At 63.2% G+C, this 20,515-nt stretch carries 21 protein-coding genes; 11 read left to right on the plus strand and 10 right to left on the minus strand.

The features are described from left to right. Window positions 1-263 precede the first annotated feature (263 nt). Window positions 264-689: an HIT family protein gene (locus AC5STB_RS01400; RefSeq protein WP_495441193.1), complete on the minus strand. Its 426-nt coding sequence runs from the start codon at window positions 687-689 to the stop codon at window positions 264-266. Between the two features lie 234 nt (window positions 690-923). Here AC5STB_RS01400 and ctaD point away from each other — a divergent pair, with 234 nt between their 5' ends. After that, window positions 924-2,597, plus strand: coding sequence for a cytochrome c oxidase subunit I (gene ctaD, locus AC5STB_RS01405; RefSeq protein WP_271906090.1), 1,674 nt, complete (start codon window positions 924-926; stop codon window positions 2,595-2,597). A gap of 150 nt (window positions 2,598-2,747) precedes the next feature. Then, on the plus strand, window positions 2,748-3,230 hold the full coding sequence (locus AC5STB_RS01410) for a DUF2244 domain-containing protein (RefSeq protein WP_495441194.1): 483 nt from the start codon (window positions 2,748-2,750) through the stop codon (window positions 3,228-3,230). 108 nt (window positions 3,231-3,338) lie between these two features. Here the strand turns inward: AC5STB_RS01410 and AC5STB_RS01415 are convergent, their stop codons facing one another. After that, window positions 3,339-3,812, minus strand: a complete 474-nt coding sequence (locus tag AC5STB_RS01415; protein WP_495441195.1) for a GatB/YqeY domain-containing protein — start codon at window positions 3,810-3,812, stop codon at window positions 3,339-3,341. A 182-nt stretch (window positions 3,813-3,994) separates the two neighbouring features. On the opposite strand from AC5STB_RS01415, the gene carA reads away from it, so the two are divergent. Then, the gene (gene carA / locus AC5STB_RS01420) at window positions 3,995-5,155 is read left to right on the plus strand and encodes a glutamine-hydrolyzing carbamoyl-phosphate synthase small subunit (RefSeq protein WP_495441196.1); all 1,161 of its coding nucleotides are present in this window, start codon (window positions 3,995-3,997) and stop codon (window positions 5,153-5,155) included. 218 nt (window positions 5,156-5,373) lie between these two features. Next, window positions 5,374-7,191, plus strand: a complete 1,818-nt coding sequence (locus AC5STB_RS01425; protein ID WP_495441197.1) for a glycosyltransferase — start codon at window positions 5,374-5,376, stop codon at window positions 7,189-7,191. On the opposite strand, the gene AC5STB_RS01430 is transcribed toward AC5STB_RS01425, so the two are convergent. Further along, window positions 7,151-7,795, minus strand: coding sequence for a GntR family transcriptional regulator (locus AC5STB_RS01430; RefSeq protein ID WP_495441198.1), 645 nt, complete (start codon window positions 7,793-7,795; stop codon window positions 7,151-7,153). The two genes, AC5STB_RS01425 and AC5STB_RS01430, sit on opposite strands and share 41 nt — an antisense overlap. 142 nt (window positions 7,796-7,937) lie before the next feature. Here AC5STB_RS01430 and AC5STB_RS01435 point away from each other — a divergent pair, with 142 nt between their 5' ends. The 4 genes from AC5STB_RS01435 (at window position 7,938) to AC5STB_RS01450 (ending at window position 10,988) form a co-directional block, all read left to right on the plus strand. Continuing rightward, window positions 7,938-8,582, plus strand: coding sequence for a pyrimidine 5'-nucleotidase (locus AC5STB_RS01435; protein WP_495441199.1), 645 nt, complete (start codon window positions 7,938-7,940; stop codon window positions 8,580-8,582). Window positions 8,583-8,744: 162 nt separating this feature from the next. Then, window positions 8,745-8,993, plus strand: coding sequence for a hypothetical protein (locus AC5STB_RS01440; protein WP_495441200.1), 249 nt, complete (start codon window positions 8,745-8,747; stop codon window positions 8,991-8,993). A 78-nt stretch (window positions 8,994-9,071) separates the two neighbouring features. Then, window positions 9,072-10,268, plus strand: a complete 1,197-nt coding sequence (locus tag AC5STB_RS01445; protein ID WP_495441201.1) for a UbiH/UbiF family hydroxylase — start codon at window positions 9,072-9,074, stop codon at window positions 10,266-10,268. A 15-nt stretch (window positions 10,269-10,283) separates the two neighbouring features. Further along, complete coding sequence (locus tag AC5STB_RS01450; RefSeq protein ID WP_495441202.1) at window positions 10,284-10,988, plus strand: M50 family metallopeptidase; 705 nt, start codon at window positions 10,284-10,286, stop codon at window positions 10,986-10,988. On the opposite strand, the gene AC5STB_RS01455 is transcribed toward AC5STB_RS01450, so the two are convergent. From AC5STB_RS01455 to AC5STB_RS01465, 3 genes are all read right to left on the minus strand, one after another. Then, entirely contained in the window at window positions 10,985-12,109 is a 1,125-nt protein-coding gene (locus AC5STB_RS01455) for an aminotransferase class V-fold PLP-dependent enzyme (RefSeq protein ID WP_495441203.1), read from the minus strand. The genes AC5STB_RS01450 and AC5STB_RS01455 overlap by 4 nt on opposite strands. Before the next feature lie 199 nt (window positions 12,110-12,308). Further along, window positions 12,309-12,767, minus strand: a complete 459-nt coding sequence (locus AC5STB_RS01460) for an Lrp/AsnC family transcriptional regulator (RefSeq protein ID WP_495441204.1) — start codon at window positions 12,765-12,767, stop codon at window positions 12,309-12,311. Then, on the minus strand, window positions 12,764-13,219 hold the full coding sequence (locus AC5STB_RS01465; RefSeq protein ID WP_174145420.1) for an Lrp/AsnC family transcriptional regulator: 456 nt from the start codon (window positions 13,217-13,219) through the stop codon (window positions 12,764-12,766). Before AC5STB_RS01465 ends, AC5STB_RS01460 begins: the two co-directional genes overlap by 4 nt. 132 nt (window positions 13,220-13,351) lie before the next feature. On the opposite strand from AC5STB_RS01465, the gene ilvC reads away from it, so the two are divergent. The 3 genes from ilvC to AC5STB_RS01480 all read left to right on the plus strand — a co-directional run bounded on the left by ilvC (window position 13,352) and on the right by AC5STB_RS01480 (window position 16,375). Beyond that, complete coding sequence (ilvC, locus tag AC5STB_RS01470) at window positions 13,352-14,374, plus strand: ketol-acid reductoisomerase (RefSeq protein ID WP_495441205.1); 1,023 nt, start codon at window positions 13,352-13,354, stop codon at window positions 14,372-14,374. A 91-nt stretch (window positions 14,375-14,465) separates the two neighbouring features. After that, window positions 14,466-15,377: a DMT family transporter gene (locus AC5STB_RS01475; protein ID WP_495441206.1), complete on the plus strand. Its 912-nt coding sequence runs from the start codon at window positions 14,466-14,468 to the stop codon at window positions 15,375-15,377. 92 nt (window positions 15,378-15,469) lie between these two features. After that, entirely contained in the window at window positions 15,470-16,375 is a 906-nt protein-coding gene (locus AC5STB_RS01480; RefSeq protein WP_495441207.1) for a DMT family transporter, read from the plus strand. Between the two features lie 11 nt (window positions 16,376-16,386). Here the strand turns inward: AC5STB_RS01480 and glmM are convergent, their stop codons facing one another. From glmM to AC5STB_RS01500, 4 genes are all read right to left on the minus strand, one after another. Beyond that, the gene (gene glmM / locus AC5STB_RS01485) at window positions 16,387-17,733 is read right to left on the minus strand and encodes a phosphoglucosamine mutase (RefSeq protein ID WP_495441208.1); all 1,347 of its coding nucleotides are present in this window, start codon (window positions 17,731-17,733) and stop codon (window positions 16,387-16,389) included. A gap of 23 nt (window positions 17,734-17,756) precedes the next feature. Next, complete coding sequence (gene folP, locus AC5STB_RS01490) at window positions 17,757-18,752, minus strand: dihydropteroate synthase (protein ID WP_495441209.1); 996 nt, start codon at window positions 18,750-18,752, stop codon at window positions 17,757-17,759. Next, window positions 18,749-19,669 (minus strand): dihydroneopterin aldolase, encoded by a 921-nt coding sequence (locus AC5STB_RS01495; RefSeq protein WP_495441210.1) that lies wholly within the window; start codon window positions 19,667-19,669, stop codon window positions 18,749-18,751. Before AC5STB_RS01495 ends, folP begins: the two co-directional genes overlap by 4 nt. Before the next feature lie 128 nt (window positions 19,670-19,797). Beyond that, a complete protein-coding gene (locus AC5STB_RS01500; RefSeq protein ID WP_495441211.1) occupies window positions 19,798-20,454 on the minus strand; it encodes a cell wall hydrolase in 657 nt (218 codons plus the stop codon). Window positions 20,455-20,515: the final 61 nt, after the last annotated feature.

Genomic DNA, 20,515 nt, shown 5'->3' on the forward strand with positions numbered 1-20,515 from the left:
AGCCTGCCTGTAAACTGAAAATGCCCGGCTGATGCCACCCCTTGCCAGGCTGGCATGCCATGCCGGTCTACCCCAATTCTTGGGTTCCCATACGCTTGGGCGCGTGCGCCCCAACTAACCTTCAACCAATCTGCGAAGCAGCTATGATCAAATTCAACTAAAATTCAACATTTATTTCAGATGCGCAAATTCGCAAATGAAACACCGCGGGAAACTGCCGCGGTGTTTTCCTGTTTCCAAAGGCCACCGGCGGCCGGAGACAGTCAGCTGCCCGCCAGTGCCGCGCGGATCTTGCCCGCGTGTTCCTGGATCAATTCCATGTCGCCCATTTTTCCCGGCGGGCGCAGCCTGTCGCCTTCGAAACGCGGCAGCACATGCATGTGCAGGTGAAACACCTCCTGCCCGCCGGCTGCCTCGTTGAACTGCTGCACGGTCACACCATCCGCGCCAAAAGCCTTGATCACGGCATGCGACAGTTTCTGCACGGTCTGCATCACCGCCGCCAGCTGCTCAGGGCTGGCATCCAGGATATTGCGGCAAGCGGTCTTGGGGATCACCAGCAGATGGCCGTCCGCGCGCGGCATGATATCCATAAAGGCCAGGGTGCCGTCATCCTCGAAAACGCGGGTAGAAGGAATCTCGCCGCGCAGGAGCTTGGCAAAGATGTTGTCTGGGTCATAAGCGGGCATGCATCTGGCCTCCTTTTTGCTGCTGCACTGGTTGTGCGCCCGCCCGCCGGCCAGGTCAAGCGCCGCGGGGCCGGGCATTCCGTTGTGCATTCAAGCCCCTGCGGCAATAAATCTTGATCCAGATCAAACTCCGCCATTGAAGGCCCCGGCGGGCCACACTAAAACTCGCAAGGAATCCAGGCCGCCCGGAGTCCGTCTCCGGGGGCCTTTCGTTATGCAGCAGGAGGCACCTAAATGGCAGACGCAGCCATTCATGGTCACGGCCACGAGGACGAGCGGAGCTTTTTCACCCGCTGGTTCATGAGCACGAACCATAAGGATATCGGCATTCTTTACCTGATCGTCTCGGCGATTGCAGGTCTCATCTCCGTCATCTTCACCGTTTACATGCGGCTTGAGCTGATGGATCCCGGCGTTCAGTACATGTGCCTTGAAGGCGCGCGCCTGTTCGCAGACGCCGCTGCGGAATGTACTCCGAACGGCCACCTCTGGAACGTGATGATCACCGCCCACGGCATCCTGATGATGTTCTTCGTGGTGATTCCGGCCCTGTTCGGCGGTTTTGGCAACTATTTCATGCCGCTGCAGATCGGCGCGCCGGACATGGCGTTCCCGCGGATGAACAACCTGTCGTTCTGGATGTATGTCGCAGGCACCTCGCTGGCGGTCCTCTCGGTTGTCTCCCCGGGCGGCAATGACCAGCTGGGGTCCGGCGTCGGCTGGGTTCTGTACCCGCCGCTGTCCGTGAACGAAGGCGGCTACTCGATGGACCTGGCGATCTTCGCCGTGCACGTCTCCGGCGCCTCCTCGATCCTGGGTGCGATCAACATGATCACCACCTTCCTGAACATGCGCGCGCCTGGCATGACCCTGTTCAAGGTTCCGCTGTTCTCCTGGTCGATCTTCGTCACCTCCTGGCTGATCCTGCTGTCGCTGCCGGTTCTGGCAGGCGCCATCACCATGCTGCTGATGGACCGCAACTTCGGCTTCACCTTCTTTGACGCGGCAGGCGGCGGCGACCCGATCCTGTACCAGCACATCCTGTGGTTCTTCGGCCACCCGGAAGTGTACATCGTGATCCTGCCCGGCTTTGGCATCATCTCCCACGTCATCGCCACCTTCGCCCGCAAACCCGTCTTCGGCTACCTGCCGATGGTCTGGGCCATTATCGCCATCGGCGTTCTGGGCTTTGTCGTCTGGGCGCACCACATGTACACCGTCGGCATGTCGCTGAACCAGCAGGCCTATTTCATGCTGGCCACCATGGTGATCGCGGTTCCGACCGGGGTAAAGGTGTTCTCCTGGATCGCCACCATGTGGGGCGGCTCCATCGAGTTCAAGGCACCGATGATGTTCGCCTTCGGCTTCCTGTTCCTGTTCACCGTTGGCGGTGTGACTGGTGTGGTGCTGTCACAGGCGGCTGTCGACCGGGCCTACCATGACACCTACTATGTGGTTGCCCACTTCCACTACGTGATGTCGCTTGGTGCGGTGTTTGCGATCTTCTCGGGCATCTACTTCTACTTCGGCAAGATGACCGGCCGCCAGTACAACGAGCTGGGCGCGCAGATCCACTTCTGGATGTTCTTCATCGGCGCAAACCTGACCTTCTTCCCGCAGCACTTCCTGGGCCGTCAGGGCATGCCGCGCCGGTACATCGACTACCCGGAAGGGTTCGCCTACTGGAACAAGATCTCGTCCTACGGCGCGTTCCTGTCCTTTGCCTCGTTCCTGCTGTTCTTCGGCGTGGTGATCTATTCGCTGCTGCGCGGCGCCCGCGTCACCCAGAACAACTACTGGAACGAATACGCGGACACCCTGGAGTGGACCCTGCCCTCCCCGCCGCCGGAGCACACCTTCGAAATCCTGCCCAAGCAGGAAGACTGGGACCGCTCGCATTCGCACTAAGCGGTTGAAACTCTGAAACTCCAAAGGCCCCGGCGCTGATGCACCGGGGCCTTTTCTTATCTTCCTGGCTGGGTAAAAAGCCGCAGTGGAAAATGCGCTTTTCCGGCACATCATTAAAAGACGTCTCTCCTTCCCAGCAGGCCAGAACCGATGCCTTACAACTGGACCCGCCCGCAATCCGGCGCCGAACGCGAGCTGCACCTATGGCCGCATCAATCGCTGCCGCCTCAAGGCTACGCGCGTTTCCTTGGCCTTACTGCTGTGCTGATCTGCGTGCCGCTGATCCCGGTCCTGGGCTCCTTCCTGCTTTGGGGCCTCCTGCCCTTCCTGCTGCTGGCGCTGTTTGGAATGAAATGGGCGTTGGACCGCAGCCGCCGCGACCACCAGATTCTCGAAGTGCTGACCATCACTCCGGAAGAGGCCCGGCTGGTGCGGATCAACCCGGACGGCGATCGTCAAAGCTGGCACTGCAACCGCTACTGGACCCGCGTCGAGATGCACGACCATGACGGCCCGGTGCCCCATTATGTCACCCTGCAGGGCGGCGGCCGCGAGGTGGAGATCGGCGCCTTCCTGTCAGAGGAGGAACGGGTGGCGCTCTACGGCGATCTCAAAACCGCCCTGTCCGGCTGAGCACACATGAAAAAGGCCCGCGATGCGGGCCTCATCTCTTCTTCTTTGGTCAAATACTCGCGCCGCAGGCACCGCGCGCCAGTGCGGTATCAGCCCGGCGTCAGCAGATCAGCAATCGCCCTTGCTGCAGAGCTGGTCCTTGACCATCGGGCCGGCTTTGCCGAAATCCATTTGGCCGGTGTACTTCGCCTTCAGCGCAGCCATGACCTTGCCCATGTCGCGAATCGATTCGGCACCGGTGTCCGCAACGGCAGCTTTCACTGCATCTGCGGCTTCCTCGTCGCTCAGCTGCTGCGGCAGGAACTCCTCGATAACGGAAATCTCGCTCAGTTCCCGCTCCGCCAGATCCAGCCGCCCGCCTTCCTCATAGGCACGGGCGCTTTCCTTGCGCTGCTTGGTCATCTTGCCCAGGATGGCTAAGATTTCGCCGTCGCCGATGCTGGTTTCCTCACCATCAGCGCGGGCTGCGATCTCGCGGTCCTTGATGGCGGCATTGATCAGCCGCAGCGTGGCCAGCCGGTCAGCCGCCTTGTCTTTCATCGCCTGCTTCAGGGCCTGATTGACCCGTGTGCGCGTATCCATATGCAAAAGCATCCCCATGGTTGCCGGACACCGATGGTTATCCATTCTGATGCGTCTGTGCAAGTTTACAGTAAACTTTCAATTCCGGACCCCGCGTCAGCCTGCCCGCCCCTTGCAGGCTTGACCCGCTGCTGCGCCCCCCTTACAAGCCCATGAATTTCACCCGCATGGAGACTCGCGCAATGGCCGCTTCCGCCCCGACCAAGCCCACCGCATGCCTGGCGCTCGCAGATGGCACCGTCTTTTACGGCACCGGCTTCGGCGCCACCGGCGAGACCGTGGCCGAGCTCTGCTTCAACACCGCAATGACCGGCTACCAGGAAATCATGACCGATCCCTCCTATGCCGGCCAGATCGTCACCTTCACCTTCCCGCATATCGGCAACACCGGCGTGACGCCGGAAGATGACGAAACCGGCGACCCGGTGGCGGCAGGCATGGTGGTGAAATGGGACCCGACGCTGGCCTCCAACTGGCGCGCCACCGAAGAGCTGAAGGACTGGCTCACCCGCACCGGCCGCATCGCCATCGGCGGCGTCGACACCCGCCGCCTGACCCGTGCGATCCGCCAGCAGGGCGCGCCGCATGTAGCACTTGCCCACGATCCGGATGGCAACTTCGACGTCGAGGCGCTGGTTGCCAAGGCGCGCGAATGGTCCGGCCTGGTCGGCCTGGACCTGGCCAAGGACGTCACCTGCGCGCAAAGCTACCGCTGGGACGAAATGCGCTGGGCCTGGCCCGATGGCTATGCCCGCCAGGAAGCCCCCAAGCACAAGGTCGTTGCCGTTGACTATGGTGCCAAGCGCAACATTCTGCGCTGCCTGGCCTCTGCCGGCTGCGACGTCACCGTGCTGCCTGCCACCGCCACGGCTGAGGAGGTGCTGGCGCACAACCCGGATGGCGTATTTCTGTCCAACGGCCCGGGCGACCCGGCTGCCACCGGCGAATACGCGGTGCCGATGATCCAGGACGTGCTGAAAGCGGACCTGCCGGTATTCGGCATTTGCCTGGGCCACCAGATGCTGGCACTGGCGCTGGGCGCCAAGACCGTCAAGATGAACCACGGCCACCACGGTGCCAACCATCCGGTCAAGGAGCAGTCCACAGGTAAAGTGGAAATCACCTCGATGAACCACGGCTTTGCGGTGGACGCACAGACCCTGCCGGACGGCGTCGAAGAGACCCATGTGTCGCTGTTTGACGGCTCCAACTGCGGCATCCGCATTTCCGGCCGCCCGGTATATTCCGTGCAGCACCACCCCGAGGCCAGCCCTGGCCCGCAGGACAGCTTCTATCTGTTCGAACGCTTTGCCGAGGCGATGGCGGAGCGCAAATCTGCGTAAATTCAACGGTTAACCGTGCCGCCAGGCGGCATGGTTAATTACCCATTTACCAATTCTTAAGCCCCCGCCGCCAGCCTGAGCACCTCTGGTTTCAGTGTTGCAGGCGTATGATGGGTATTGTGTCACAACCGCTGCGGCAGCTTCGGCCGCCGCAGAAGGGAACATCGCCGCGCAGGCCCCTGCCCGCAGCGAGGGTGTCACCAGATAGCAGCAGCAGCATGATGAAGGCGCTGGTGCTGCGCCAGCATCAGAAGGCGGCGCTGGGGCGGATACTGGTGGCCGAGGGGCTGGTCAGCGAAGACCGGGTGCAGGACACCCTGGCGCGGCAGTACCGAATACCCCAGGCCGATCTGTCCGGCCAGATCCCCAGCGCCCGGCTGCTGGCGCATAAACCTGCCCAGTTCTGGCTGCGCCATTGCGCGCTGCCTTGGATGCAGCTGGGCCAGACCGTCACCGTTGCAATTGCCCACCCCGACCGGTTCGAGGCACTGCGGAACGAGCTGCAAGACTGCTTCGCACAGGTCGTTCCGATTCTGGTCAAAGAAGCACAGATTACCGAGCTGCTGACCGCACATTTCCGCCCCGCACTGGCCCGCGAGGCCAGCTGCAGCGTTGCCCCGCAGCTGAGCTGCCGCACCCTTCGGCCCGCCCGCTGCCGCGCCCTGGTCGGGGCCGGCGCCCTGCCCGCGCTGTACCTGTCCTGGGCTGCTCCGGCGGCAGTGTTCACTGCCCTGAGCCTCATGGCGCTGCTTTGCGTATTTCTGTTCTCCGCCCTGAAGCTCTGCGGTCTCGCTTCGTTTTGGAGCGGGCGTGCCCGTTGCGGCAGCCCCGCGCAGCAGCCCGGTCTGAACCCTCCGGGCGAGCGGCCGGTTATCTCAGTCATGGTGCCGCTCTACAAGGAAGCGGAAATCAGCCGAGCGCTGCTCACACGGATAGGGAAGCTCAGCTATCCCCGGGCGCTCACCGATGTGCTGCTGGTACTGGAGGAGCATGACAGCGTCACCCGCGCCGCCCTTGCAAGGGCCCGCCTGCCGCCCTGGGTGCGGGTGATCGAAGTTCCGGCCTTTGGCGGGCTGACCACCAAACCGCGGGCGATGAATTACGCGCTGAACTTTTGCCGCGGCAGCATCATCGGTGTCTGGGACGCCGAGGATGCGCCGCAGGCCGACCAGCTGGACCAGGTGGCACAGGGCTTTGCGGCCGCAGACGGCCGCACGGCTTGCTTCCAGGGGGTGCTCGACTATTACAATCCGGCCACCAACTGGATTTCCCGCTGTTTCACGCTGGAATATGCCAGCTGGTTCCGCATTGTCCTGACCGGGATCGCGCGGCTGGGCCTGGTGGTGCCCCTCGGCGGCACCACCCTGTTTGTCCGCCGCGGCGTGCTGGAGGAGCTGGGCGGCTGGGATGCCCACAACGTGACCGAGGACGCCGATCTTGGCGTCAGGCTCTACCGCGCGGGCTACCGCACGCAGATGCTGCCCAGCACCACCTACGAGGAGGCCAATTGGCGCCCCTGGCCCTGGGTCAAGCAGCGCTCGCGCTGGCTCAAGGGCTTCATGGTCACCTACCTTGTGCATATGCGCCAGCCGCTCCGCCTGCGGGCTGATTTGGGCTGGAAACGCTTCCTGGGATTTCAGGCGTTCTTCTTGGGCACCATCGGGCAATTCCTGTTTGCCCCGGTGCTGTGGTCGTTCTGGCTGTTCACCCTTGGCCTGCCGCATCCCAGCGGCGGCGCGGTGCCGCCGTTGCTGATGACGTTCGCGGTTGCGGCGCTGGTGTTCTTTGAATTGCTGGGGGTTATCATCAGCGTGACCGCGGCCTGCGCCATGGGACGCCCCAGGCTGGCGGGCTGGGCGCCTGCCATGATCCTCTATTTTCCGATGGGGGCAGTTGCCGTGGCCAAGGCGGCCTATGAACTGCTCGCCTGCCCCTTTTTCTGGGACAAGACGGCGCATGGCATCAAGCCCGCTGCCAGACGGCGGCGCTGGCGGGTTATCCCCGCCCGCTGGCGTCCTGCTTCAGCCGGGTCATGAAGGCAATCGAGATGTGCTCCTTCAGCGCCGCGCCCGCCGCCGCCTCGTCGCGGCGGCTGATGGCGTCGACAATACCCTTGTGCTCCGACTGGGCAATCTCGCTGCGCCCCTCTGCCGCCAGCGAGGTGGTCGCCATCAGCGCCATGGTCCGGTGCACCAGATCCAGCTGCTGCACCAGATAGCGGTTGTGCGAGGCCAGGTGGATCTGCTCATGGAACCGGCGGTTGGCCTTGGACAGCGCCGCCGGATCCCCGACCAGCCTGTCATCAGAGTCCACCATTTCCTTAAGAACCTTGATCTCTTCTTCGGTGGCATGGCGTGCGGCCAGCTGCGCCGCCAGCCCCTCCAGCTCGCGCCGCACCACGTACAGCTCAGCCATCTGGTTGTGATCCAATGAGGCCACGATCAGCGACCGCCCGTCGCGTTCCAGCAGCGACTGCGTCTCCAGACGCTGCAGCGCTTCGCGGATCGGGGTGCGTGAGACGCCAAAGCGCTCTGCCAGATCGCTTTCCACAAGCCGGTCGCCCGGTTTGTAGATCCCGGAGTCGATCGCCTCGAGGATCAGCGCATAGGCATCTTTCTGGTTGCTGCGGCTCTGGCTCATGGTCGTTCCTGTCTATTCCGGTTTGCCAATCTCTACAGGGCGTCACTCAGCAATCAACCCTGATGGCGCTAATGTGCTGAAAACCCGCAGGCAAAATGCGCTTTTGATTGCAAATCCGGCTGCACCGTCCTACTCCGGCATCATGCCCAAGCATTCCTTTTCCCATGTCCGCCAATGGGTGTTCGATCTCGACAACACCCTTTACCACCCGTCCGCGCGGCTGTTTGACCAGATCGAGGTCAAGATGACAGCCTATGTGATGGATGCACTCAAGGTGGATCAGGTTGAGGCCGACCGCCTGCGCAGCCACTACTGGCGCGAGCATGGCACAACCCTGGCCGGGCTGATGCGGGAACATGACCTGGACCCGGAGCCCTACCTGGTGGCGGTGCACGACATTTCGATGGACCACCTGGATGAGGACGCGCCGCTCGCTGCCGCCATCCAAAATCTTCCGGGCAAGAAGATCGTCTATACCAACGGCTCTGCCCCATATGCACAACGGGTGCTTGCCGCGCGCGGTCTATCGGGGCTGTTTGATGACGTCTACGGCGTCGAACACGCCGATTACCACCCGAAGCCGGAACGCCGCGCCTTTGACCGGGTGTTTTCCCGTGCAGGCATCACCCCGCAGCGGGCCGCAATGTTCGAGGATGACGCGCGCAATCTGGCGGCCCCGCATGAGATGGGCATGCGCACGGTGCATGTGGCGCCAAAGCCGGTCAAGGCCGCCCATATCCACCACCACTCAGATGATCTGGCGGGCTTTCTAGCCGCTCTGAGCTGATTTCTGTCCCCTGCACAGGGCGCAAACGGCCGCTTTTTGCCGCATTGCAGAATGTGTACAACGGCATTCCGGCAAATCTTTGCAACTGCGGCAAAATATACCTGTTTGCCGCATCTTTTCCTGCCTATATGCGCCGCGAACCCTAGCACAAGAGACCGACCGATGAGCGCTTATACCCTTCCCGCCCGCCTGCCCCTGTCGCAGCGCATCCTGTTTGCCGTGCCGCTGCTGGGACGGATGATCAAGGAGGTCGCTTACGGCCCGGAAGAGAACCTCGGGTACGCCCTGGCAACCTTTGTCAGCCTTTGGGGCTGCTCGATCATGCTGTTTGGCATTCCGGGGCTTTACCTTCCGGCGCTTTGCATGGTGCCAGTGATGTTCCTCACTCTGCTTGCCATCACCCGCGGCTAAATCCCCGCACGGCAGGTTGCCGCTTGTCTTCCCCCTCCGTCAGGGCCTATTTCAGGGCAACAACGGAGGGCTGAGACCATGGCCGAGACCTGCGACATCCTGATTTCCGGCGGCGGTATTGCGGGGCTGACCGCAGCCGCCGCTTTTGCCTCCAGCGGCTTCAGCGTGATCTGCGCCGACCCGGCCCCGCCGGTCACCGAACGCGACGCCGAAGGCTCTGACCTGCGCACTACGGCCTTCCTGCAACCGGCCCAGGCGCTGCTGCAGCGCTGCGGGATCTGGGCACGGCTGGCAGACCACGCCGCCCCCTTGCAGATCATGCGCATCGTCGATGCCGGCGGCACCCGGCCCGAGCCGCGGTTGGTCAAGGACTTCAACGCCGCAGACATCTCCGACCAGCCCTTTGGCTGGAACCTGCCCAACTGGCTGCTGCGCCGCGAGATGATTGACCGGCTGGCGGAACTGCCGAACGCGGACCTGCGCTTTGGCACCGGCACCGCCGGGCTGTTCACCCGCACCAATGAAGCACGCGTCAGCCTCAGCGACGGCAGCCAGGTGACCGCGAAACTGGTGGTGGCCTGCGACGGCCGCAACTCCCCCATGCGCCAGGCCGCGGGCATTCCGGTGAAAACCACCCGCTACGGGCAAAAAGCGCTGGCCTTTGCCGTCACCCACCCGGTGCCGCATGACAATGTCTCGACCGAGATCCACCGCTCCGGCGGCCCCTTCACGCTGGTGCCGCTGCCCGACTACCAGGGCCAGCACTCCTCCGCGATTGTCTGGATGGAGCGCGGCCCCAAGGCACAGGAACTCTTGAACCTGGAGCCCGCAGCCTTTGAGGCCGCAATGACCGAACGCAGCTGCGGATTGTTCGGCGATCTGAAACTGGCCTCGCGCCGCACCATCTGGCCGATCATCAGCCAGTCGGCAGAGCGGCTGAATGGCGAACGGCTGGCACTGATGGCCGAAGCCGCCCATGTGGTGCCGCCAATCGGCGCGCAAGGCCTCAATATGTCCTTGGGTGATCTGCGCAGCCTTCTGGAGCTGGCCGAGGCCCGCCCCGAAGGCCTGGGCGATGCGCAGATGCTGGCCGCCTACCACAAGGCCCGCCACAACGAGATCCTGTTGCGCGTAAAGGGCATCGACCTCTTGAACCGAACCTCGATGCTGGCGCCCCGCCCATTGCGGGACCTGCGCGCATTTGGGCTCAACGCGCTCTATTCCCTGGCGCCGGTGCGCAAGACGCTGATGCAGATGGGCCTGGGTGTTAAATGATGGGTACCAAGTAACATGCGGGCTGCCGGACGCTTCGTCAAAGGCCACTGGCAGCTCCTCTGCCTGACCCTGGCAATTGCTGCCCTTTGGCAAACCCCGGCGCTGCTGCCCTTGCGGATTCTGACCGTATTTCTGCACGAGCTGTCGCATGCAACCGCCACCCTGCTCACCGGCGGTGATGTGGTCAGCCTTACCATCGACCCGTATGAGGGTGGTATGGTTGTCTCGCGCGGCGGCAGCCGGTTCCTGACGCTGTCCGCAGGCTACACCGGATCCCTGCTGATCGGCGCTGCCCTGTTTGTGATCGCCCTTCGCACCGACTGGGACAGGAAGGTTCTTGCCCTCTTCGGCGCCGTCACGCTGGCGGTGGCAGTCTTCTATGTCCGGGATCTGTTTGCACTTGGCTTCACCCTCGCCACCGGCGCACTGATGCTGGCGGCTTCGCGCTACCTCAGCCTCAACATCAACGACATGATCCTGCGGGTGATCGGGGTCAGCAGCATGATCTACGCGCCGCTCGACATCTGGGACGACACCATCGCACGGTCTTACCTGCGCTCCGACGCGCGGATGATGGCTGAGGAGTTCGGCGGCGCAACTATGCTGTGGGGCGGGGTTTGGCTGGCAATCAGCCTCGGGGTGATCTGGCTCACCCTGCGGCATGGGCTGGGCGGCACAAGCAATATTCCCTTGCGCAGCCCAATCCGGATCTTGCGCTAAAGCACCTGATCCACGACCGATTGCAGCCGCGCAATGGTGGCATCCACATCATAGAGCTTGTCGAGACCGAACAGCCCCAGCCGGAAGGTGCGGAAATCCGCAGGCTCATCGCACTGCAGCGGCACGCCCGCGGCAATCTGAGTGCCCAGCGCCAGAAACTTCTTACCGTTCTGCACGTCCGGGTCGCTGGTATAGCTCACCACCACCCCCGGCGCGCCAAATCCGTCGGCGGCAACCGAGGTGATGCCCTTTTCCTTGAGCATCATCCGCACGCCATTGCCCAGCGCCCATTGCGCATCGCGCAGTTTGCCGAACCCGTATTCCTTGGTCTCCAGCATGGTATCGCGGAACGCCTTCAGCGCGTCCGTAGGCATGGTAGCATGATAGGCGTGGCCGCCGTCCTCATAGGCCTTCATAATCGTGCGCCATTGCTTCAGGTTGATGGCAAAGCTGTCCGAAGTGGTCTCCTCCAGCCGGGCCAGCGCACGGTCTGAGAACATCACCAGACCTGCGGAGGGCGAGGCGCTCCAGCCCTTTTGCGGAGCGGAGATCAGCACATCCACACCGGTCGCCTTCATGTCGACCCAGGCACAGCCCGACGCGATGCAATCCAGCACCATCAGTGCGCCGACCTCATGCGCGGCCGCGGCCATCGCAGTCACGTAATCATCCGGCAGGATCACGCCCGCGGCGGTTTCCACATGCGGGGCAAAGACGATGTCCGGTTTCTGCTCATGAATCGCGGCCACCACATCCGCAATCGGCGCAGGCTCAAACGGCGAGGCACTCTCATTGCCGGTGCGGCGCGCCTTCATCACTGTCGAGGACGCGGTAAATCCACCCGCCTCGAAAATCTGGCTCCAGCGGTAGGAGAACCAGCCGTTCCGCACCACCAGCGCATTTGCGCCGCGGGCAAACTGGCGCGCCACCGCCTCCATCGCATAGGTGCCGCCGCCCGGCACCAGCGCCACCGCTTCGGCATTATAGACCTCTTTCAGCATCGCATTGATGTCCAGCATCACGGTCTGAAAGGTCTTGGACATATGATTGAGCGAGCGGTCGGTGAAAACCACCGAGAATTCATCCAGACCCTGCGGGTCCACGGTGTCGAGCAGTGCCATCTGGGCCTCCCTTGTATTCCTTTGACTAACGGCTAGCCGGTGCCGCAGGCTTTGGCAAAGCCTACCTTGGCATACAGTGCTGCCGCCGTTCTCCGAAGGATGATACTGGCGAAACTCAGCGGAAAAGACAGCCCAAGCACGACAGAAAACACCCGGTTTTGCGCCAAGCGGGTTTCTGATCGGCAACAATTGCGCACCGTCACCCCAGCGGCCCCGGCCTGCGCTCCTCACTCAAGAGCACATTGGCCTCAACATTCCCCACCCCCGGCAAGGTCATCACCCGCCGCCGCAAGACGCGCTCAAAGTCGGAAATGTCCCGCGCCGTCACCCGCAGGCGGTAGTCATACATGCCCAGCACATGTTCCACCGTCTGCACCTCGGGAATGGCAGAGACCGCGCGCTCGAAATCCTCCAAGGACACCCGCCCCTTGGTGGCCAGTTTGACGCCCAGAAAGACAGTGACGCCAAACCCCAGCTTTTCCTTGTCCAGTTCCAGCTTGCGCCCGGCGATAATCCCCGCCTCCTGCAGCCGCTTGATCCGCCGCCAGGTGGCAGGCTGGCTGAGGCCCAGCTGCCGCCCTAAGGCGCCTGCCGACAAGGTCGCATCCTCCGACAGCGCCCGCAGGATGGCAAAATCCAGATCATCCAGCGCACTCATACCGGCAGCACCTCGTCCGACTTGATCCGCGCCACATGCATCAGGGCCTCGATGTCGGTGATATGCGGCAGGTTCAAAATGGCGGCGCGGTAGATCTGCTGATAATGCGGCATATCCCGCGCAATCACCGAAAGCCGCACGTCGACCTGGCCCAGAAAGGTCTGGATCTCGATCACCTCGGCAATGCCGCGGGCGGCCTCGATGAACTCATCAAAGGCGCGCGGGTTGGTCTTGTCCAGCGTCACCCGCAGCGACACCTCCACCTCATACCCCAAGGCGCGCCAGTCGATCACCGCCCGCTGGCCCAGGATCACGCGCGCCTCGCGCAGCTTCTCCAGCCGCCGCGACAGACGCGAGGCGGTAAGCCCCAGCCGTTCGGCCAGATCCGGAATCGATTGCTCCGGGTCGCTTTGCATATAGCGCAGAATGCGCCGGTCGAGATCATCAAGCATGATTTCTTCACTATCAGGCAAAACAACGAATGACTACCGCAAAGAAAATGCGAAATTCATGCACAACAGCAATCGCGTTCGCCGCCCACATGCCTATGATGCCATCAAACACCAAACGAAAGGACGTGGATCATGCGCGTTTATTACGACCGCGATTGCGATGTGAACCTGATCAAGGACAAGAAAGTGGCCATCCTGGGCTATGGCTCCCAGGGCCACGCCCACGCGCTGAACCTGCGCGACTCGGGCGCCAAGAACCTTGTCGTTGCTCTGCGCGAAGGCTCCCCCTCCGCCAAGAAGGCCGAAGGCGAAGGCTTGGCAGTAATGGGCATCGCAGAAGCGGCCGCCTGGTGTGACGTGATCATGTTCACCATGCCCGACGAACTGCAGGCTGAGACCTACAAGAAATACGTCCACGACAACATCAAGCCGGGCGCAGCAATCGCCTTTGCGCACGGCCTGAACGTGCACTTCGGCCTGATCGAGCCGAAAGAAGGCGTCGACGTCATCATGATGGCACCCAAGGGCCCGGGCCACACCGTGCGCGGCGAATACACCAAAGGCGGCGGCGTGCCCTGCCTGGTTGCGGTTCACACCGACGCCACCGGCAAAGCGCTGGAAACCGGCTTGTCCTACTGCTCCGCCATCGGCGGCGGCCGCTCGGGCATCATCGAAACCAACTTCCGCGAAGAATGCGAAACCGACCTGTTCGGCGAGCAGGCAGTTCTCTGCGGCGGCCTGGTTGAGCTGATCCGCTGCGGCTTTGAGACCCTGGTCGAAGCCGGCTATGCCCCGGAGATGGCCTACTTCGAATGCTTGCACGAAGTGAAGCTGATCGTGGACCTGATCTATGAAGGCGGCATCGCCAACATGGACTACTCGATCTCCAACACCGCCGAATACGGCCAGTACGTCACCGGACCGCGCATCCTGAAGTACGACGAAACCAAGGCCCGCATGAAAGCGGTTCTGGAAGACATCCAGCAGGGCAAATTCGTGCGCGACTTCATGCTGGAAAACCAGGTTGGCCAGCCGACCCTGAAAGCGTCCCGCCGTGCCAACGACGAGCACCTGATCGAGGAAACCGGCGCCAAGCTGCGCGGCATGATGCCGTGGATCTCGGCCGGCAAGATGGTCGACAAAGAGAAGAACTAAGGCGCCCGCGGAACCCTCCGCTGACCTTACCTTTGCAGGGCGCTCCGGTTTTGGGGCGCCCTTTTTTCGTTTATTTCATTGAGGTTCCGCCATGCCAGAGTCACCCGGCGCTGCCAATTGGGCCAAGCTTCTGTTTCTCGGCGTGATCTGGGGCGCCTCCTTCATGGCGGTGTCGCTGGCGCTGCGGGGCTTCCCGCCGATGACCATTGCAGCCCTTCGGATCTCTATCGGCGCGCTGTGCCTCTTAAGCGTGGTCTATGCGATGGGCATCGGTCTACCGCCCCTGCGCTCGCGCGATGGCCGGATCATCTGGGCTTGCGCCATTGGCATGGGCTTCTTCACCAACGCGCTGCCCTTCACTTTGCTCAGCTGGGGGCAAACCTATGTGGCCAGCGGCTTTGCCGGGGTTTGCATGGCAGTGGTGCCACTGTTTGTGCTGCCGCTCGCGCATCTGCTGGTGCCGGGCGAGCATATGACACTGCGCCGCACCATCAGTTTCCTGATCGGCTTTGCCGGCGTTGTCATACTGATCGGTCTCGACGCCTTCCGCTCTGCCGGAACGGATTTTGAATCGCTGGCCCGCCTCGCCTGTCTTGGTGCCTCGCTGTGTTATGCCATCGGCTCAATCATCACCCGGCTTTGCCCGCAGGTGAACATGCTGTCGCTCTCCGCCGCGGCGCTCCTCTGCGGTGCTGCCATGATGACCCCGGCGGCGCTCTGGGCTGAGGGCGTCCCGGACCTGCCCGCCGCCATGCCACTGGGCGCCGTCATTTACCTGGGCCTCTTGCCGACGGCGCTGGCCCAGGTGCTGCTGGTGCAGGTTGCCCGCAGCGCAGGCCCTGCGTTCCTGTCTACCGTGAACTACCAGGTGCCGGTCTGGTCGGTGATCTTCGGCGCAGCCCTTCTGGGGGAAACCCTGCCGCCGCAGCTGTTTGCCGCGCTTGCGCTGATCCTCGGCGGCCTCCTGCTCAGCCGCGGCCGCCGCCCGCGCGCCATGGTGTAAAGGCCAAACACTTCGATAGATAACAAAGCAATTGCCATTGACCCCGCCCGCACGGCGGGGTCTTGTCGCGCGGAAGACAGCAGGAGAAAGCCATGCCCGATATCGCCCCGCGCTACTGGCTGATGATTGCCACGCTGGGCTTTGTCTGGGGCGCGACCTTTCTGCTGATCAAGCTGGCGCTGGACGGGATCACCCCCTTTTGGCTGGCTGCCAGTCGGATCGGCTTTGCCGCGCTGCTGCTGTGCGCGGTGTGGGGCTGGCGCGGGTTCAAGCTGTTCACATCAGAGACCAACTGGCCATCGCTGGTGATCATCGGCATCCTCAGCACCGCCCTGCCCTTCATGCTGATCTCCTGGGGACAGCAGCATGTCTCCTCCGGCTTTACCGGGGTCAGCATGGCGGCGATCCCTCTGATGGTCCTGCCGCTGGCACATGTCTTTGTGCCGGGTGAGCAGATGACCCTGCGCCGCCTGATCGGCTTTTGCATCGGTTTTGCCGGTGTCGCACTGCTGATCGGCAGCAAAGCGTTTGAAACCAGCGGTGCGGAACTGGAATCCTACGGCCGAGCCGCCTGCCTGTCAGCGGCGGCCTGCTACTCGGTCAGTTCGATCCTGACCCGCCGCCTGCCGCCGGTGGACCCCGTGGGGCTGGCCGCTGTCCTGCTGGTGATCGGCTGCTTCATCATCTTCCCGGCCGCCTGGGCAACCGAAGGCCCGCCGGTGATGCCGGACACACAGACGCTTCTGATTGCCGCCATCCTCGGCCTGATCCCGACAGCCGCCGCCAACCTGCTGCGCGTCATCGTGGTGCGCGAGGCAGGCCCCACTTTCATGACCCTCACCAATTACCAGGTGCCGGTCTGGGCAGTGGTGCTGGGCGCCATCTTCCTGGGCGAGGAGCTGCCGCCCTCGATGCTGCTTGCGATGGCGATGATCCTGGGCGGCCTCGGCCTCAGCCAGTTCGGCAGGCTCAGCCGCCTGTTCAACAAAGGGGGCTGAACACCCCCGCCCTATTCTGCGACAGCGGCCTCAACAGCGGCAACCACACTGTCGACTGCCAGCGTCATCAGCCCGGCATCTTCGCTTTCTGCCATCACCCGCACCAGCGGCTCGGTGCCGGATTTGCGGATCAAGAGCCGCCCCTGACCGTCCAGCATCTTCTCTGCCGCGGAAATCGCGTCTTGCACCCGGTCATTCTCCAGCGGCGCCTGCCCCGCCTGGAACCGCACATTGCGCAGGCGCTGCGGCACGGTCTCAAACTGATGCGCCAGCTCTGACGCCTTTTTGCCGGACTGCACCATCGCGGCCAGGAAATGCAGGCCAGCCATCAGGCCGTCTCCGGTGGTGGCGTAATCACTCATCACGATATGGCCGGACTGCTCGCCGCCCAGATTGAAACCGCCCTCGCGCATCCGCTCAACCACATAGCGGTCGCCGACTGCGGTGCGCTCCAGTCCCAGGCCCTTGCCCTCCAGAAAACGCTCCAGCCCGAGGTTCGACATCACCGTCGCAACCAGCGCACCGCCGGACAGCAGGCCCTCTTCTGCCCAGCGGCTGGCCAGCAGGGCCATCAGCTGGTCGCCATCGGCCACCGTGCCGGTCTCGTCAATCAGGATCACCCGGTCCGCATCGCCATCCAGGCAAATCCCCACATGGGCGCCGTGGGCCACAACCGCTTCGGCCGCCGCCTGCGGATGGGTGGAACCGCAGCCGCGGTTGATGTTCAGCCCGTCCGGCGCCACCCCAACCGGAATGACTTCGGCGCCCAGCTCCCACAGGACCTCAGGCGCGGTCCGGTGTGCTGCGCCATTGGCGCAGTCGATCACCACTTTCAGCCCATTGAGGCCAAGGTTGCGCGGCAAAGAGCTCTTGACCCGCTCGCCATAGCGGAAACGGGCATCGTCGATCCGCTTGGCGCGGCCGATACCCGCGGCCTCTGCCGGCTCGACGCCGGCCTCAACCAGTGCTTCGATTTCCAGTTCGGCACTGTCCGACAGCTTGAACCCGTCCGGGCCGAAAAACTTGATGCCGTTGTCCTCGGACGGGTTGTGGCTGGCTGAGATCATCACCCCCAGATCCGCCCGCATAGAACGGGTCATCAGCCCCACCGCAGGAGTGGGCACCGGGCCAAGCAGCAGCACATTCATGCCGGTCGACGTCAGCCCCGCCGTCAGCGCGTTTTCGAACATATAGCCCGACAAACGCGTGTCCTTGCCGATCACCACCCGATGCACCCCAGTGCCGTCGCGCCGGAAATAGCATCCGACAGCAGCGCCGATGCGCAGCGCCATTTCGGCGGTCATGGGATGAATATTGGCGGTGCCGCGCACGCCATCGGTACCAAAGAGTTTCCGCATTATGCTTTTCCTGCCAAAAGGCCTTACCGCACGGCCTGCCAAAGGCGCAGGGCCTGCACCGTTTCAGCCACGTCATGCACCCGCAGGAATTGCACGCCTTGCGCCAGCGCTGCAAGCCCCACCGCAATTGAACCCGGCGCGCGGGCATCAGCGCGCGGCTCCCCGCCGATCTTGCCGATGAACCCCTTGCGGGACACTCCCAGCAAGATAGGGCAGCCAAGCCCGTGGAACAGGCTGAGATTGCGCAAGAGCGTCAGGTTGTGCTCCTGCGTCTTGCCGAAGCCGATCCCCGGATCAATCACGATCTGCTCACGCACCACACCGATGGCTTCCAGCCGGTCGATCTGCGCGTCCAGAAAATCATAAACGTCCAGCAGCACGTTTGCGTATTTGGGATCATCCTGCATGGTCGCCGGGTCGCCCAGCGCATGCATGATGCAGACCGGAACGCTGGCCTGCGCCGCGAGCGGCGCCAGTGCCGGATCAAAGGTGAAGCCGGACACATCGTTCAGCAGGTTCGCCCCCGCTTCCAGCGCTTCCATCCCGACATTGGCCTTGCGGGTGTCGATCGAAACCGGCACCGCGCTTTCGGTGCGGATTGCTTCGATTACCGGCGCGGTGCGGTCAATTTCTTCGGCTTCGTCAACCTCTTCGGCGCCGGGGCGGGTGGATTCGCCGCCCACGTCGATGATGGTCGCGCCCTCCGCCGCCATTTGCAGCGCTGCGGCCTTGCCCGCCTCCACGCCCGCATGCCTGCCGCCATCCGAGAAACTGTCCGGGGTCACGTTCAGAATGCCCATGATCTGCGGCTGGGTCATATCCAGCCCGGCGATCGAGGCACGGCGCGCGCTCAGCCGGCGGCGTTCAGCCTCGGGCACCAGCCCGGCGGGCGCGATCCGCGGCGGCGCCTCGCGGCTGAGAATTTCCACCTCGGTAAACCACAGGGCGCTGCCTGCCAGCGGGAGCGCGCCTTCGGGACGCGCTTCTCCGTGCTGAACCAACGGCCGGTAATAAATCACAGTTGTGCTTGCTCCACGCTGACGCCCCTCAGGGGGACACCGGGATTATCCGGCAAATCGCCGCCAAGCACAATCATCTCACCGGCCTGAAGTGCCGCCGCGAACCAGGCGGCCAGCGCAACCGAGTTCGAAGGCGGCGCCGATGGCCCGTCCACCGCATCCAGCACGATCTTGGAGGGCGCCCAGACGCAGATCTGGCCGTTCTTCATCGCCCAGTCCAGTTCGGTGCGCGTCGAGACCACCACGCAGCGGTCATCCTTGGCCGCAAGACGCCACGCGTTTTGTTCAATTGCCAGCAGATCGATCCGGCGCTGAGTCCATTTGTGCCCCGTCGTCGGCACCGCCAGCGGGTGGGTTCCGACACACAGTATCAGCGGCCGCTTGCGGCATTCCATCTGGTCGATCCAGCCGGTCAGATTAACGTTTTCGATGGCTTCGTTGGACAGATACATCAGCCGCGGATGCGGCCGGTCCTGTTCTTCCGCCAAATGGCTGATCTGATCCTTAGAGCGCACCACCTCGACGCCAAGCGCGCCGGGGCCGCGGTCCAGTTTTTCAATCCGCACAAAGGCGCGCACCGCCTGGTGCTCCAGCAGGATCCGTTCGGCCACGCGTTCCGCCAGGGTCTCCAGCAGGTTCAGCCGCTCCGCCGCCAGCTCATGCGCGATGGCCTCGGTCACCTTGTCATAAGACAGGATGCGGTCGACGTCGTCATCCAGGTCCTTGGGCAGCGGCGCCACTTCGACCACCACGTTGAAGCAGATCCGCTGGGTGGTGCCGCGCTCAGCCTGAAACGCACCGATTTCCACCTCGACGGTGTGGTCCCGCAGGGAAATACGGTCCAGCGGGCCCGGTGCGGCTGTGGCCATCGAACGTTCGGACGGATGCGCAAAGGCTAGGCGGATTTCAGAGGACATGGGAAACGGGCCTTTGGCTGGCTGTGTCAGGTGTGGGTCCCAACAATAGACTTTCGGCGGCTTCTTAACAGTCCCGCATACGCCATGCCAGTAGCAGAAAGCGGCACCGGGATGCCGCCTTCAAGCCATCAGTTGCTCATCGCAGTCTGGTAGCGATCGTCGCGGTAGAACAGATGCACGCCGATGCGCGTGGTGTTTGTAAAGGTCCGGCTCCAGCGCGGGCGCACCGCGGTGGTGTGATAGTAGGTTGCTCCTTCCGTCAGCTCGGACTTCAGCCCGTCCATCGCCGCGCGCGCCACCTTGGCCACCCGCTGATACGCTTTCTTCTCGCGGATCACTTCCTTGTGGCCGTCGCAGGTGTAAGTGAACTGGCACTGGTATTTGCGCCCGGTCCCCTGGTTGATCACCCCGCAAGGCGTGTTCGGGAACTGCGCGCTCCTAACCCGGTTCAGGATCACCTCAGCAACCGCAAACTGGCCCTTGACGGTCTCACCCCGCGCCTCGAAGTACAGCGCCTCCGCCAGGCAGGCGAACTGCTCGCCACCGGCGGCTTTGGGCTGGGAATCCAGCCAGGCCTTTGAATACTCCACCGGTTGCGTGCCGGTCTTCCGGCTCTTGAACGGATTGGAGCGGAATCCGAAAAATCCGCTGAACTTCCGCGCAGGCACCGCGTTAAGACTCGCCTGTTCACGCTCGATCAGCGCATCCAGGCCGGTTTCGGCAGCAACACTTTTACCCATCGTGATGGTGGCAGCCATCACGGCAATCATAGTCAACAATTTCATTCAGGGTTCCCCCGTCCTAGCAGCTTGCAACCGGTTTTCCCGGCCACATGCGGTCGCATCC

This window comes from Leisingera sp. CC-HEC093, assembly GCF_059429195.1.

What these genes read in the sequence shown, in the direction of transcription:
- AC5STB_RS01400 (WP_495441193.1), bottom strand. Translation starts at nt 689, where the DNA reads ATGCCCGCTTATGACCCAGACAACATCTTTGCCAAGCTCCTGCGCGGC.
- ctaD (WP_271906090.1), top strand. Translation starts at nt 924, where the DNA reads ATGGCAGACGCAGCCATTCATGGTCACGGCCACGAGGACGAGCGGAGC.
- AC5STB_RS01410 (WP_495441194.1), top strand. Translation starts at nt 2,748, where the DNA reads ATGCCTTACAACTGGACCCGCCCGCAATCCGGCGCCGAACGCGAGCTG.
- AC5STB_RS01415 (WP_495441195.1), bottom strand. Translation starts at nt 3,812, where the DNA reads ATGGATACGCGCACACGGGTCAATCAGGCCCTGAAGCAGGCGATGAAA.
- carA (WP_495441196.1), top strand. Translation starts at nt 3,995, where the DNA reads ATGGCCGCTTCCGCCCCGACCAAGCCCACCGCATGCCTGGCGCTCGCA.
- AC5STB_RS01425 (WP_495441197.1), top strand. Translation starts at nt 5,374, where the DNA reads ATGATGAAGGCGCTGGTGCTGCGCCAGCATCAGAAGGCGGCGCTGGGG.
- AC5STB_RS01430 (WP_495441198.1), bottom strand. Translation starts at nt 7,795, where the DNA reads ATGAGCCAGAGCCGCAGCAACCAGAAAGATGCCTATGCGCTGATCCTC.
- AC5STB_RS01435 (WP_495441199.1), top strand. Translation starts at nt 7,938, where the DNA reads ATGCCCAAGCATTCCTTTTCCCATGTCCGCCAATGGGTGTTCGATCTC.
- AC5STB_RS01440 (WP_495441200.1), top strand. Translation starts at nt 8,745, where the DNA reads ATGAGCGCTTATACCCTTCCCGCCCGCCTGCCCCTGTCGCAGCGCATC.
- AC5STB_RS01445 (WP_495441201.1), top strand. Translation starts at nt 9,072, where the DNA reads ATGGCCGAGACCTGCGACATCCTGATTTCCGGCGGCGGTATTGCGGGG.
- AC5STB_RS01450 (WP_495441202.1), top strand. Translation starts at nt 10,284, where the DNA reads ATGCGGGCTGCCGGACGCTTCGTCAAAGGCCACTGGCAGCTCCTCTGC.
- AC5STB_RS01455 (WP_495441203.1), bottom strand. Translation starts at nt 12,109, where the DNA reads ATGGCACTGCTCGACACCGTGGACCCGCAGGGTCTGGATGAATTCTCG.
- AC5STB_RS01460 (WP_495441204.1), bottom strand. Translation starts at nt 12,767, where the DNA reads ATGAGTGCGCTGGATGATCTGGATTTTGCCATCCTGCGGGCGCTGTCG.
- AC5STB_RS01465 (WP_174145420.1), bottom strand. Translation starts at nt 13,219, where the DNA reads ATGCTTGATGATCTCGACCGGCGCATTCTGCGCTATATGCAAAGCGAC.
- ilvC (WP_495441205.1), top strand. Translation starts at nt 13,352, where the DNA reads ATGCGCGTTTATTACGACCGCGATTGCGATGTGAACCTGATCAAGGAC.
- AC5STB_RS01475 (WP_495441206.1), top strand. Translation starts at nt 14,466, where the DNA reads ATGCCAGAGTCACCCGGCGCTGCCAATTGGGCCAAGCTTCTGTTTCTC.
- AC5STB_RS01480 (WP_495441207.1), top strand. Translation starts at nt 15,470, where the DNA reads ATGCCCGATATCGCCCCGCGCTACTGGCTGATGATTGCCACGCTGGGC.
- glmM (WP_495441208.1), bottom strand. Translation starts at nt 17,733, where the DNA reads ATGCGGAAACTCTTTGGTACCGATGGCGTGCGCGGCACCGCCAATATT.
- AC5STB_RS01495 (WP_495441210.1), bottom strand. Translation starts at nt 19,669, where the DNA reads ATGTCCTCTGAAATCCGCCTAGCCTTTGCGCATCCGTCCGAACGTTCG.
- AC5STB_RS01500 (WP_495441211.1), bottom strand. Translation starts at nt 20,454, where the DNA reads ATGAAATTGTTGACTATGATTGCCGTGATGGCTGCCACCATCACGATG.